A 13,394-nucleotide genomic window follows, 5' to 3' on the forward strand; every position below is an offset into this window, starting at 1 on the left:
GGGATGCCGCCCAGCCGGACGGCATCCCGGTCTGTGCCACGCTGGAGGCCTGCTCCAGGGGTGAGGTGAACGGGCGTGGTCCAAGGGCGGTGGCGTACGGCCGGCAGTGCCCTGGTGCGTGTGGTCGTGGTGTGGGCGGTGTCGACCCTGACGATGCTGGCGCTCGCCGGGCTGCTGCCCGACTTCCGGCTCCAGTCCGGCGACGGCGACAGCATCACGCGGACCGCGATCACGGCCGTATGGGGCGCGGGCGCGTTCGGTCTCCTCACCGGCCTGGTGTGGCCCGTCGTCGTACGGGCCCTGCTGCTCGTGCCTGCCCTGGTGCTCGGCCTGCTGGTGTTCTTCCTCAACGGCTCGCTGCTGCTGATCGCCTTGTGGCTGATCCCCGACGACCGCGGCACCGCCAACCCGGAGACCGCGGTTGTCGTCGCCGCTGTGATGTCCGCGGTCGCCTCCGCGACCTCCACCGCCCTCGCCGTCCGCGACGACAACGCCTACCGGCGCCGGCTCTACCGGCTCGCCCACCGGCGCGGCCGCGGTTCGGCATCCCCGGAGGGCAGGTCGGGCCCGCCCGGCACGCTGTTCCTGCAGCTCGACGGCGTCGGCCACGAGGTGCTGCGCAGCGCCGCGGAAAGCGGCGTGATGCCGACCGTCGCCGGCTGGACCGGCGTCACACACCGGCTGACCGCGTGGCGCACGGACTGGTCGAGCCAGACCGGCGCCAGCCAGCTCGGCATCCTGCACGGCTCCAACCACGATGTGCCGGCCTTTCGCTGGTACGAGAAGGACAGCCGCCGGATCATGGTGAGCAACCGGCCGGCGAGCGCGGTGGAACTGCAGCGGCGGGCCATCGAGCACACCGGCGACGGCGGGCTGCTGACGCTGGACGGCGCGAGCCGGGGCAACCTGTTCAGCGGTGGTGCGGACCAACTGGCGCTGGTGCTCTCGATGGCGGCGAGGCGCGGCAGGGCCAACCGCTCACGGGCGGGCTACTTCGCGTACTTCTCCGATCCGGCGAACGCGGTGCGCACCGCGGTGTCCTTCGTCGCCGAAGTGGGCCGCGAGATCGGGCAGTCGACCCGTGCCAGGCTCCGCGGGGACACACCGCGCGTCGGCCGTGGCGGGCTCTACCCGTTCATCCGGGCGTTCGCGACCGTGGTCGAACGCGATGTGGTGGTCGCCGCGGTGATCGGGGACATGCTCGCCGGGCGCAGAGCCGTCTACGCCGACCTGGTCGCCTACGACGAGGTGGCGCACCACTCAGGGCCGCACAGCGCGGACGCGCAGGCGGTGCTCGAGCGGCTGGACCGCTCCATCGCGCTGCTCGCCAAGGTCGCCGAGCACGCGCCCCGCACCTATCGGATCGTGCTGCTGTCCGATCACGGCCAGAGCCCCGGCGAAACCTTCGAGGGGGCGTACGGGCTGACCCTGAAGGACCTGGTGCGCGCGGGGTGCGGGCTGCCGGTGCCGCGGAGGGCGGAGCGTTCCAAGAGCGGCGCCGAGGCGCGCGACGCGGCGCGTGACGCGTTGCGGACCGCGCTGCACCGGCAGCCGGCCCCGTCCGGCGAGGAGGAACGTCCGGCGTCGGGGTCCGACCCGATCGTGCTGGCCTCGGGGAACCTGGCCCTGATCTCCTTCCCCGACGTGCCGTACCGCATGAGCCGTGAGGAGATCGGCCGACGTCACCCCGCTCTGCTGACGACTCTCGCCAATCACCCGGGCATCGGATTCCTGCTGGTGCGCAGCGAGGAGCACGGCTCGGTGGTCCTCGGCGCGGACGGCGCCGAGGTACCCGTGGATGCGCTGAAGGACGACGACGGTCCGCTGGCTGGCTTCGGCCCGGGCGCGGCCGAAGCCGTGCGCCGTACCGACTCGTTCCCGCATGCCGCGGACATCATGGTGAACTCGATGCACGACCCGAGGACCGGTGTGGTGCATGCCTTCGAGGAGCAGATCGGGTCGCACGGGGGGCTCGGCGGCGAGCAGTCGCAGGCCTTTCTGCTGTCGCCGTCCGAGTTGTCGCCGCCGACCCGGCCCGGTGTCGAGCTGATCGGCGCGGAGCAGGTGCACCAGGTGCTCAGGCGCTGGTTGCGGGAGGGCGACGGGCCGCAGGTCCCGATCGGTCCGGCGCGGCTTTCCCGGCCGACGCAGGTTTGCCGGTCGGAGAGCGAAACGGAAGAAGAAATTCCGATTGAGGGCGGCGCGACGCCGGACAAATAGATGTGATTTTGTACAGCCTCTCCCGTGCCGGAACATGTCCCGGTCCCCGACACCGCCGTGCACGACAGAAGAGGCCGCACCCCCATGACCACGCAAGAAGTACAGAGCCGGCATGCCCGCAGGTTCGGGCTGCCGATCGCCACCGCTCTGGTCATGGGCAACATCATCGGCGGCGGCATCTTCCTGCTCCCCGCCTCCGTCGCCCCGTTCGGCACCGTCAGCCTCGTCGCGTTCGTGGTCCTCACTGTCGGGGCGATCGCGCTCGCCCTGGTCTTCGGCCGGCTCGCCGAGAAGCACCCGCACACCGGCGGCCCCTACGTCTATGCCCGCGAGGCGTTCGGCGACTTCGCAGGCTTCCTCGCCGCCTGGTCGTACTGGATCACCACCTGGGTCTCCAACGCGGCGCTCGCCGTCGCCGCCGTCGGCTACCTCGACGTACTGATACCCGTGCAGGACTCCCTGACGGCCACCATCGCCGCCGCGCTCGTCCTGCAGTGGCTGCCCGCGTTCGCCAACCTCGCCGGCACCCGCTACGTCGGCGCTGTCCAGCTCGTCGCCACGGTCCTGAAGTTCCTGCCGCTGATGCTCGTCGCCGTCGGCGGCCTGTTCTTCTTCGACGCTGACAACCTCGGGCCCTTCCAGGCCGGTGACCACGGCGTGGCGGGCGCCGTCTCGGCGTCGGCGGCGATCCTGCTCTTCAGCTACCTCGGGGTCGAGTCCGCGGCCGTCAGCGCCGGCGAGGTACGCGACCCCGCACGCAACGTCGGCAGGGCCACCATCCTCGGCACCGCCGGAGCCGCCGCCGTCTACCTCCTGTGCACCCTCTCCGTCTTCGGCACGGTCCCCCACGACGAACTGGTGGGCTCCACCGCTCCGTTCACCGACGCCGTCGACGCCATGTTCGGCGGCACCTGGGGCGGCGCGGCCGTCGCCTGCGCGGCCCTGGTCTCCATGGTCGGCGCGCTCAACGGCTGGACGCTGCTCAGCGCCCAGACGCCGTACGCCGCGGCCAGGGACGGGCTGTTCCCGAAGGTCTTCGCCACCAAGCGGCGCGGAGTGCCGACCGTCGGCGTCCTCGTCACCGTCGTCCTCGCCTCGCTGCTGACGGTCTACAACTACACCGCGGGCACCGAGGGCGTGTTCGAGATCCTCGTTCTCGTCACCACCTTCACCGCCACAGTGCCCTACCTGCTGGCAAGCGCCGCCCAGATCTTCTTCCTGGTGTCGGGCCAGACCCACCGGGTGAACCGCGGCCGCCTCGTGCGCGACTCGGTCCTCGCGGTCGTCGCCTTCGCCTTCTCCATGTGGCTGGTCGCCGGCTCCGGCTACGCAGCCGTCTACCAGGGCGTGCTCTTCCTCTTCGCGGGTGTGCTGGTGTACGCCTGGATGTCGGCCCGCAAGATCAGGGCGGCCGACTAGGACAGGGAGATGGGCGCATGCGCGCGGTGGTGTTCGACGAGTTCGGCAAGCGGCCCGGGATACGGGAGATTCCGGAACCGGAACCGTCCCGCGACGGCGTCGTCATCAAGGTCGAGGCCACGGGCCTGTGCCGAAGCGACTGGCACGGCTGGATGGGACACGACGCCGACATCACACCGCCGCACGTCCCCGGCCACGAGCTCGCCGGCGTGGTCCACGCGGTGGGCGCGGGCGTGACCTCCTGGCGCGGGGGAGAGCGCGTCACCGTGCCGTTCATCTGCGCCTGCGGGCGGTGCGCCGCGTGCGCACGCGGCGCGCAGCAGGTCTGCGAACGCCAGGAGCAACCGGGCTTCACCCACTGGGGCTCGTTCGCCGAGTACGTTCCCGTCCATCACGCCGACACCAACCTCGTGGCGCTGCCGGACACGATGCCGTTCTCCACCGCCGCGAGCCTCGGCTGCCGCTTCGCCACCGCGTTCCGGGCCGTCGTCGGCCAGGGCCGGGTGCGGCCGGGCGAGTGGGTCGTCGTCCACGGCTGTGGCGGAGTGGGCCTCTCCGCCGTGACGATCGCCGCCGCGAGCGGTGCCAGGGTCGTCGCCGTCGACGTCTCGCCGACGGCTCTCGAGTTGGCCCGGACGCTCGGCGCGGAGCTGTGCGTGGACGCCTCCACCCTCCCGGAAGGCGGAGTCCCGGCGGCGATCCGCGATGCGACGCAAGGCGGCGCCCATCTCTCCATGGACGCCCTGGGTGCGCCGGTGACCTGCGTCAACTCCGTGCAGTGCCTGCGCAGGCAGGGCCGTCATGTGCAGGTCGGCCTCCTGCCGACGGGCGTCCACCTGCCCATGGACCGGGTCGTCGCACTCGAGTTGGAGATCCTCGGCAGCCACGGCATGGCGGCGCACGCCTACCCCGAGATGATGGCCATGGTCGCCTCCGGGGCGCTGCGGCCGGATCTTCTTGTCACGAAGGAGATCGGCCTCGACGAGGTGCCGGACGCCCTGATGGCACTCGGAGCGGCCACCGGCACCGGAGTCACCGTGATCATGCCGGGCGCGTGACCGGCCCCGGCCGAGGGCCGGGGCCGGCGGCTCAACGACGTGGTCACCGTGTGACGACCGACCGGAAGGCGTCCCGCACGTCGGACTTGGCGGTGGAGACGAACTCCTCGCCGCCCGGCCCGAGGGCGGTCGGGCCGTAGTACTCGTAGTACAGGACGCTCGGGCAGCTCTTGCCGCTGATCTGCACCTCGCGCGCGTCGAGGCGCTTGCCGGTGCGCAGTTCGTAGACCTTGAGCGGGATCTTGACCTTGTGGAAGGTCACTGAGTGGGGGAGGTACTCGGACAGGTCGTTCTCGTAGTAGCACGTCTCGACGGCTGCTCCGTTCTCGGCCGCGTCCGCGCAGACCACGAGCGCGGCCTTGGCCGGGTCGCCGGTGCGCCAGTCACCGGGGAGCCGGTCGGTGTACTCGGTGTCGCCGAGGAACAGCGCGCGGTTGACCCCCTTGCGGTACGGCGGGGCACCGCTGTACTTGGCGGGCGTGTCGCAGTACCCGGACTCCGCGTCGATCGTGTCGTCGACCAGACCGCGTACCTTGTTCAGTTCGATGGCGCGGGTGGCCTTCTCCACACCGCCGCGTGCCTCGCCCGAGCGTGCGTCGTCCGGGTACACGTCGAGGAAGCGCTGGTAGTGCGCCCGCGCCTGCTGCCAGTCGTCCTCGTCCATCAGATCGTCGCCGCAGCCCACCAGCGCGGCGGGATGTGTACGCGTCGCGGTGTCGGCGGACCGGTCCAGTACGTCACGGGAGGGCTCCCGGTCGCGGAGCCAGCCGGTGATGTCGGCGGTGTCGCAGGAGTCCTTGGTGGGCAGAGCGCGGAGGAAGGTGTCCAGGACAGCCTTGACGGTCTGCTCGTTGCCGGGCTCCTTCAGGACGCCGGCGAGGATGCCGAAGCCCCGCTCCAGGTCTTCGGTGTTCCCGTTCCATCCGGCGTCGGCGAGCGTGGACGCGGCCCGCTCCAGCCGGTGGCACGCCTCCACCACCGCGTCGCCGGGTTCGACCACCGGTGCGCCCGCCAGGCGGTGGCCGAACCACACCTCCTCCTGCGCGGCCACGGCCGCCTCGCAGTCGCCGCCCTCGCGGGCCTCGTTCACGCGGTCCTCGATCCCGTATGCGTCGACGCGCAGCAGCGCGGCGGTGAGCAGCACCGTGACCGTGACGGTGAGCGCGCCCGCGCGCTGCCCGCGTCGTACGGCGTGCTCCGCGCGCCCGCGTGCCAGGAACCAACCGTGGGTGATGCCGGCCGCCCACCACAGGAGCAGCAGAAGCTCGCACCAGGTCGCGGCGGCCGAGGCGGTGAGGTCGAGGAGCACGGCCGTGCCGAGCACGGCGAGCGCGGCCAGCCGCCACTGGCCCAGCAGCAGATAACCGATGCCGAGCAGAGAGGCGTTGCCGAGTGCCGCCGCCACCGGGTCGCACGGCGCCGGTGCCCTGGGCGGCTCGGGGGCCCCCGGCGGCCCGTCGGGCGGCCGGTACGGGTCGTGTTCGTACGTCGGGTGGTCCATGGGTGATCACCCCTGCGGTGAAGTGGGTGCCGGGCCGCGTACGGAGAACCAATGGCGGCCTCGCTCGCCGCACACCACCCACAGGGCCGCCACATCGATGCCGGCGATCACGAACACCGCGAGGCTGGGCGCCCCGGCGGCCAGCGAGCCGAGGAAACCGACGACCGTCGAGAACGCCACGAAGGCCAGGCACACGATGAGCACCACACGGACCCAGGTGCGGCGCTTTCGAGCCAGTACGACGCAGACGACCTGGAGCGCCGCCAGCCCCCAGCAGAACAGCGCCACGAACCAGGCCACGCCCATCGGCATGAGCAGGTCCTGCCCGTGCTCCTGTTTGCTCTGGTTCTCCTCGAGGATCGCCCAGCCGCCGAAGACCGTGCCCACCGCGTGGGCGGCGACCACCACGAGGACGAAGATGAGGGCCCCGGGCATGCGAGCCGGCTCGGACGTCTCCGGCGGACCGGACGGACCGGGCTGATACGGAGAACTCTGCATGGCGATCACCTCACGCTTTTGTTGTCCGGCAGGTCATAGACCCGGGCCCAGTCCACTTCGTAGACAGCGCTCTGCAGGTCGTCACCATGGAAGTTGTCGAGCTGGATGGTCTGGTGCATGGACGGGGCGCACTGGATGCAGTCCCGGTCCGCGTTCGCACCCCCGGCGAAGCGGAACCACTCCTCGCCGTCGATGAAGCCGCGCAGGTGGGCCGGGGTCCACTCGACGGCGACGTTGTGCCACTGCGACAGGTCCACTCCGCACTTCCGCGCGAACTCCTGCTGCACGGGCACACCCTCGGGGTGCGGGTAGTGCAGGAATGCCTCGGCGCACTGCTCGCCCGGGGCGCCGTTCTCCAGGTAGTCGTACTCGCCGTCCTGAGGGTGCTCGCCCGAGTCCGGCCACAGGATCAGCAGCGGATGGTACGGCCGCCCGTTGTCGGGGGCGGTGGCCCGTGAGCGTACGCGGGCCTCCCACCGGCCGTACTGCCGGCCGTGCGGCGAGGCGAGCCAGCCTGTGTCGCCGTCCGCCTCGCCCGTCATGCGCAGCACGTCGCCGACGACCCGCGTGTTGACATCGCAGCGGCGGCCGTTGTCGCTGTGGCCGGGCCAGCACTTGCCGGGGCCGCCGCCCGCCAGGCGCCACTTGTCGCGGTCCGGTACGGCGGGCTCGGCCTCGGAGCCGTAGTCGAACTCGTCCGACCACTCCGGCAGCGGGTCGCCCCAGCCGTACCGTTCGGCGGCGGTCGTCGGACGGTCGGGGGCGGCGTTCACCGTGGTCGCCGTAAGCGTCATCGTGAGTGCCGCCGCGCCCGACCCCACGGCGAGCTGCCGGGCGCGATGTCGTCCATACATGACTCTCCTTCAGCCTGTCGCGCTGTGCGGATACGGGCGGCGGTCCGAGCCCTCCCCCGTTCGCCGGGCTCGGACCGCGCCATGGCCCGTCCCGGCCATGTCCCTCGGCTATTCGACCGCCCTACACCGTTGTTCAGCAGGTCCTCTCCCGGCGCTGAACAACTCGAACCGAACGAACTGGTCGGGAGGAAGCGTGGAGATCGAGTGAACTCCCCTGCCCCGCCTGCCGATACACCGGAAGTTCGATTGCGGCCCTCCCCGCCACTACCTACCGTGGGCGTCCGGGTGCACGCGCTGGGTGATGGCCCGGCGGCGACTTGGGTGAACGAGAATGGGGCGGGCACGTGTCGGGACAACCAGGACCGGGGCGCACCGAAGGCGAGCTGGACCCGGAGGCAGGACCGGTGCCGCGGTTCGCGGCCGCCCTGCGCGCGCTGCGCGAGTCCGCGGGGAAGCCCACGTACCGGGCGATGGCCCAGCGGGCACAGTACGGGGTGACGACCCTGTCGCAGGCGGCGGCCGGGAAGCACTTGCCCACCCGCGCGGTGACACTCGCCTACGTGAAGGCATGCGGCGGCGACGTGATCGAGTGGGAGCGGCGCTGGCGTGAGGCGTCGGCCGAGTCGGCCGCCGAGGCCGCCGCCGACGAGACCTCCCGGCCGCCGTACCGCGGCCTGACCCGGTTCGAACCGGGCGACGCCGAACTGTTCTTCGGTCGGGGACGGCTCGTGGAGCGGCTGACCGAGCTGAACCGCAAGCACCGGTTCACCGCCGTCTTCGGCCCCTCCGGCAGCGGCAAGTCCTCGCTGCTGCGCGCCGGCCTGATCCCCCGGCTGCGGACGCCGCGTGCCGGCGAAGGCGGCGGGGACCGTGACGCCGCTCCCGCGGCCGTACGGATCCTGACGCCCGGAGCGGACCCGCTGCGTACGCACGCCGACCGGCTCATACCCGTATCCGACACCGACGCCGACACCTGGCTGATCGTCGACCAGTTCGAGGAGGTGTACACCCTCGGTGCCGACCCGGCCGAGCGGGACACCTTCATCGACCGCCTCGTCGCCGCCACCGACGCCGACAGCCGTCTGCGCGTGGTGCTCGCGGTGAGAGCCGACTTCCTCGGCCGCTGCGCCGAACACGCAGGCCTCACCGCATCCTTGCAGGACGCCACGCTGCTCGCCGGGCCGATGAGCCGCGCGGAGCTGCGGGAGGCCATCGTCCGCCCGGCTGCCGCGGACGGACTGATCGTCGAACGCGCCCTGACCGAGCGCCTCCTGGACGAGGTCGAGGGCGCACCGGGCGGGCTGCCGATGATGTCGCACGCCCTGCTGGAGACCTGGCGCCACCGCAGCGGCCGCGCCCTGACCGTGACCGCGTACGAGGCGGCCGGCGGGCTGCACGGCGCCGTCGTCCGCACGGCAGAACAGGTGTACCGCGAACTCACCGCGCCTCAGGCCGAGCTGGCCCGCCGCATTCTGCTCCGCCTCGTCGCCCCCGGCGACGGCACACCCGACACGCGTCGCCCCACCGAGCATGCGGAGCTCGACTTCGGTGGCCCCGCCGACACCGGAGTGGTACTGGAACGCCTGGTCCGCGCCCGCCTCATCACCTTCGACGACGGCACTGTCGACCTTGCCCACGAAGCCCTCATCACCGCCTGGCCCCGACTGCGCCAATGGATAGACGCCGAACGCGACCGGCTGCGCGTCCACCGCTCGCTCTCCGAGGCCGCCCGCACCTGGCAGGAACTCGGCAGGGAGAACGCCGCGCTCTACGCGGGCTCGCGTCTGGACGCCGCCCGCGACGCCTTCCCGCCGGACGCTGCCCCTGGGGGCACCGCGAGGTCGCGTCGTGCGGCTCCGGAGGACCGACGCGGCAATGAACTCACCTCGCTGGAGCAGCAGTTCCTCACCACCTCGCTCCGGCGTCGGCGCCACGCCGCGCTACTGCGCCGTGCGGTCGTGGCCGTACTCGCCGCGCTCAGCCTGCTCGCCACCGGCACCGCGGTCGTCGCGCTCCAGGCCCGTGCCACCGCGCAGGCCGAACGGGACGATGCCGTCTTCGGCCGGCTCACGTCCGAGGCCGACCGGGTCCGCGACACCCGGGCCGGGGTGGCCGCTCGGCTCGACGTGGCCGCGTACCGCATGCGCTCCACCCCGGACCTGCGGACCCGGCTGGCCTCGGACGCGGGGCGGATGCTGGCCACCCGGCTGCAAGGCCACGACGGCATCGCCAGCTCCGTGGCGTACGCGCCCGACGGCCGCACCCTCGCGAGCGGCGGCCATGACGGCTCGGTCCGGCTGTGGGACACGGACACGGGCAGGCCGCTGGGCGAACCGCTGCGCCTGCGTACAGGACCAATCAGCGCGGTCTCCTTCTCCCCGTCGGACGGTGAGCTGCTGGTGGCCACCGGGAAGGGCGGCGGCGCCCAACTGTGGGACATGCGCGACCGATTGCGTCCTCGAGCCCTCGGCCGGCCGCTCGTGAGCCATGACGAGGAGAACGTCGTCTCCGCCGCGTTCGCCCCCGACGGCAGGACGCTCGCCACGGCCGGCGACGACGGCACCGTACGGTTGTGGAACGTGACCGACCCGGCCCGCCCCGCGCCGATCGGCGAACCGGCCGCGGCCGACGCGCGCAGTGTCCGCGCCGTCACGTTCGCCCCGGACGGGGAGACCCTGGCCACGGCCGGCTACGACGGCACCGTACGGATGTGGCGGTTCGGCGAGAAGGACGGGACCGGGATCGCACCGCTCGGCAAGCCGCTGCGTGAACACGCCGCTCCCGTCTGGACGCTGGCCTTCGCCCCGGACGGCAAGACGCTGGCGACGGCCGGCTTCGACGAGACCGTACGGCTGTGGGACGCGTCCGACCCGGGCCGCGTGCAGCCGCTGGGCGAACCGCTCACCGGGCACACCGCCCCCGTCATGTCGGTGGCGTTCAGTCCCGACGGCGAGACTTTGGCGACCGCGGGCGAGGACGACCGGCCCCTCCTGTGGAACGTGGCCAACCCCGCCTACCCGCAGCAGCTCGGGGAGCCGCTGACCGGCCATACGGAGGCCGTGTGGGAGGTGGTCTTCAGTCCGGACGGCCGCACCCTCACCAGCGTCGGCGCCGACGGCAGCATCCTCCTGTGGCACCGGCCGCCGACCGTCCTCACCGACTTCACCAACCCGCTCACCGCCGTCGCCTTCAGCTCCGACGGCCGCCTGCTCGCGGTTGCCAGCACCGATGACGGGCTGATCCGGCTGTGGGACGTACGCCGACCGGACCACCCGCGCCGGATCCCGCGGACGCTCGGCCACGAGGAAGCGGTGCAGGCCGTCGCGTTCGCCCCGGACGGCCGAACGCTGGCCGGCGGTTCGAGGGACGGAACCGTACGCCTGTGGGACGTCTCCACGCCCGAACGTCCCGCCCCGCTGGGCGAACCGCTGCGCGCGCACGACGACGGCGTCCTCACGGTCGCGTTCTCCCCCGACGGCCGCACGCTGGCCACCGGCGGCGAGGACGACACGGCGCGGCTGTGGGACGTACGCCGACCGGACCGCCTACGGCCGCTCGGTGAACCGCTGCGCGGCCATACGGACTTCATCGCCTCCGTGGCCTTCAGCCCCGACGGCCGTCTCCTCGCCACCGGCGCCGAGGACGGCACGGCACGGCTGTGGCACGTGGCCGGCGCGGGCGACGGGACCCGGGCACGGCCCGCGGGTGACGCCCTCACTCGGCACGACGAGCAGGTCAACGCGGTGGCCTTCGCCCCGGACGGGAAGACCCTGGCGACCGGCAGCGACGACCGTACGGCCCGGCTGTGGGACGTGCGACGGCCGGACCGCGCCCGTCCGCTGGGGGAGGAGCTGGCGGAGCACCGCGGGGCGGTCAGGGCGTTGGTCTTCGCCCCGGACGGCAGGACGCTGGCGACCGGCAGCGGCGACCACACGGTCCGCCTGTGGGACGTGACCGACCCGGCCCGCGCCGAGCCCTACGGCCAGGAACTCACCGGCCATGTCGACACCGTCACCTCCGTGGCGTTCAGCCCGGACGGCGACACCCTCGCCTCCGTGGGCTACGACCTGACGGCCCGGGTGTGGACCCTGGACGCGGACCGCGCGGCAGCCCACGTCTGCGATCGTACCGGCGGCGTCCTCACCCGCGCCGAATGGGAGGAGCACCTGCCGCAGCTCGGGTACCAGGACGTGTGCGAGGGGCGCTAGGAGGGGTGTTCACGCCGACTCAGGGGGTGGTGAACTTCAGCACGGCGCCGTCCTTGTCGTGCGCGACGACGGTCGCCTTCAGATCGTCGCCGAACCCGGCCTCACCGCCCGCGCCACCGAGCTGCATCAGGGTGCCCGCCGTCTGGAAGGTGACGAAGTCGTCGCCCACGGAGACATGCACGTTCACGTTGTTCGCCGTGATGTCCGCCGTGGAGGTCACCAGTACCTCGCACTCGCCGTCCGAGCACGCGGCGACGTTCCTGCCGTCCGCCGCCTTGGGCAGCGGGCCGGTGGGGTCGGGCGCGGGCGAGGCCGTGTCCTCGTCGGGCGTCCAGCCCGGCGCGCACTGCTCGGCGCGCTTGTACGCGGCCGTGAGCTGCGGATCCTTCTTCGTCAGCGCCGACAGGTCGGGCTCAGGCGGTGTGAGGGACTGGACGAGCCTGTCGACCTCCGCGGCACTGCCCTCGGCGTCATCCATGGCCGCGGTCGGGGACACCTCGTCGAGTTCGGCCGCGACGCCCTGCACCTTCTTCAGCAAGGCGTCGTGCAGCCGGTCGGCCGCGGGAACGCCCGACGGGGCGAGTTCCGTCAGACCGCTCTCCACGTCATCCACCGCCGGCGGTGTCCGGGCGAGGTAGCTGACGGCGAGGAGTTGGGCGGACGGACCGACCTCGTCCGGGTTCCGGATCTCCTTCAGATCCGCCGCGCTGTCCGTCCGAAGGTCCTCGAGCGCGCTCGTCGACACGCACATCTCACCGACCCACTTCACCAGTTCCTGGGACGGCGTCCGTGCCGGCGTCGGCTCGGCCGACTCCTTGCCCGACGCGTCCGCCTTCTCGTCCGCCCCGCCCCCGCCCGCGCAGCCGCCGACGGCCAGTACCAGCCCGGCGGCCACCACGGCGACGCTCCTCCTCTTGAACATCCAACAACCCCTCTCCGCGCTGTGACCCCTTCTTCGCGGGCCGACGCCGGCACCGTAGGACCAGTTCAGCGCGCCACGGTTTGTTCGGTCACCCGGTCCGCAGCCGTGAACAACGCCCGGTGGCGTGGGTGAACGTGCTCGGGCCGCGGTGTTCCGGCGGAATCGGTCGGCGTTCTCGGCGGCCCATTGCCGGAACGGTCCGGCCGGGGAGCCGGTGATCTGCGAAACCGTGTCCCGGACCGCCGACAGCTCGTCGTGGACGTCTCCGCCCATGACATCCGGCACCGCATCCGTTCCAGAAGCCCCTCGCGGGTCACGCTGCACCGCTCGTGCGCACCCGGCTGAGCACTTCGGGACATCAGCTCCCGCTCAGCCGGACACCGAGCATGAAGACCCCCGCAGCCATTACGGCTGCGGCGAAGACCGAGGCGAGCATCCGGCTGCGGCGCAGCAGCGAGCGGATCGCGGCGACGAACTCGAAAACCGCGATGACGGCACCGGTCACGCCGAGGGTGGCGGCGGCCCAGTAGACCCAGGTGACCTCGCCCCAGAAGCGCAGTAGGAGGAGTGCGGGTCCGATGAGCAGCAGCGACAGGGTCGAGGAGAACACCGATGCCTCGGGCTGGTCCTGGACCTGTGCCTCCGTCTGATCTTCGGCGTGTGCCGTTGTCTGCTCCCGCATGATTCCCCCGTGTGCATGATCAAGGTCCGTTG

General features: G+C 72.3%; 9 protein-coding genes. 4 read left to right on the forward strand and 5 right to left on the reverse strand.

Annotated features, from left to right (window positions below; all coding sequences use genetic code 11):
- Positions 1–75 precede the first annotated feature (75 nt).
- The 3 genes from ACIQ7Q_RS23080 (at position 76) to ACIQ7Q_RS23090 (ending at position 4,697) form a co-directional block, all read left to right on the forward strand.
- Positions 76–2,220 (forward strand): phage holin family protein, encoded by a 2,145-nt coding sequence (locus ACIQ7Q_RS23080; protein WP_403865193.1) that lies wholly within the window; start codon positions 76–78, stop codon positions 2,218–2,220.
- An 84-nt stretch (positions 2,221–2,304) separates the two neighbouring features.
- Positions 2,305–3,639 carry an amino acid permease gene (locus ACIQ7Q_RS23085; protein ID WP_403865195.1) on the forward strand — a complete coding sequence of 445 codons (1,335 nt, stop codon included), beginning with the start codon at positions 2,305–2,307 and terminating at the stop codon, positions 3,637–3,639.
- Positions 3,640–3,656: 17 nt separating this feature from the next.
- A complete protein-coding gene (locus ACIQ7Q_RS23090; RefSeq protein ID WP_403865198.1) occupies positions 3,657–4,697 on the forward strand; it encodes a zinc-dependent alcohol dehydrogenase family protein in 1,041 nt (346 codons plus the stop codon).
- Between the two features lie 43 nt (positions 4,698–4,740).
- Here ACIQ7Q_RS23090 and ACIQ7Q_RS23095 read toward each other — a convergent pair whose 3' ends face one another.
- From ACIQ7Q_RS23095 to ACIQ7Q_RS23105, 3 genes are read right to left on the reverse strand one after another with little or no spacing between them, the layout of a single operon-like run.
- A complete protein-coding gene (locus ACIQ7Q_RS23095; RefSeq protein ID WP_403865201.1) occupies positions 4,741–6,198 on the reverse strand; it encodes a hypothetical protein in 1,458 nt (485 codons plus the stop codon).
- A gap of 6 nt (positions 6,199–6,204) precedes the next feature.
- A complete protein-coding gene (locus ACIQ7Q_RS23100; protein ID WP_403865204.1) occupies positions 6,205–6,696 on the reverse strand; it encodes a hypothetical protein in 492 nt (163 codons plus the stop codon).
- A gap of 5 nt (positions 6,697–6,701) precedes the next feature.
- Positions 6,702–7,550 (reverse strand): glycoside hydrolase family 16 protein, encoded by an 849-nt coding sequence (locus ACIQ7Q_RS23105; protein WP_403865207.1) that lies wholly within the window; start codon positions 7,548–7,550, stop codon positions 6,702–6,704.
- A gap of 344 nt (positions 7,551–7,894) precedes the next feature.
- Between ACIQ7Q_RS23105 and ACIQ7Q_RS23110 the strand changes: the two genes are divergently transcribed.
- Positions 7,895–11,758 (forward strand): WD40 repeat domain-containing protein, encoded by a 3,864-nt coding sequence (locus ACIQ7Q_RS23110; protein ID WP_403865210.1) that lies wholly within the window; start codon positions 7,895–7,897, stop codon positions 11,756–11,758.
- A gap of 19 nt (positions 11,759–11,777) precedes the next feature.
- Here ACIQ7Q_RS23110 and ACIQ7Q_RS23115 read toward each other — a convergent pair whose 3' ends face one another.
- Positions 11,778–12,680: a hypothetical protein gene (locus ACIQ7Q_RS23115; RefSeq protein WP_403865213.1), complete on the reverse strand. Its 903-nt coding sequence runs from the start codon at positions 12,678–12,680 to the stop codon at positions 11,778–11,780.
- Between the two features lie 358 nt (positions 12,681–13,038).
- On the reverse strand, positions 13,039–13,362 hold the full coding sequence (locus tag ACIQ7Q_RS23120) for a hypothetical protein (RefSeq protein ID WP_403865216.1): 324 nt from the start codon (positions 13,360–13,362) through the stop codon (positions 13,039–13,041).
- Positions 13,363–13,394 lie beyond the last annotated feature (32 nt).

Source organism: Streptomyces sp. NPDC096176, from assembly GCF_044763255.1.
Classification (GTDB): Bacteria; Actinomycetota; Actinomycetes; order Streptomycetales; family Streptomycetaceae; genus Streptomyces.

Coding starts and splice junctions, on each gene's coding strand:
- ACIQ7Q_RS23105 (WP_403865207.1), bottom strand. CDS start 7,550: ATGTATGGACGACATCGCGCCCGGCAGCTCGCCGTGGGGTCGGGCGCG.
- ACIQ7Q_RS23090 (WP_403865198.1), top strand. CDS start 3,657: ATGCGCGCGGTGGTGTTCGACGAGTTCGGCAAGCGGCCCGGGATACGG.
- ACIQ7Q_RS23115 (WP_403865213.1), bottom strand. CDS start 12,680: ATGTTCAAGAGGAGGAGCGTCGCCGTGGTGGCCGCCGGGCTGGTACTG.
- ACIQ7Q_RS23120 (WP_403865216.1), bottom strand. CDS start 13,362: ATGCGGGAGCAGACAACGGCACACGCCGAAGATCAGACGGAGGCACAG.
- ACIQ7Q_RS23085 (WP_403865195.1), top strand. CDS start 2,305: ATGACCACGCAAGAAGTACAGAGCCGGCATGCCCGCAGGTTCGGGCTG.
- ACIQ7Q_RS23100 (WP_403865204.1), bottom strand. CDS start 6,696: ATGCAGAGTTCTCCGTATCAGCCCGGTCCGTCCGGTCCGCCGGAGACG.
- ACIQ7Q_RS23095 (WP_403865201.1), bottom strand. CDS start 6,198: ATGGACCACCCGACGTACGAACACGACCCGTACCGGCCGCCCGACGGG.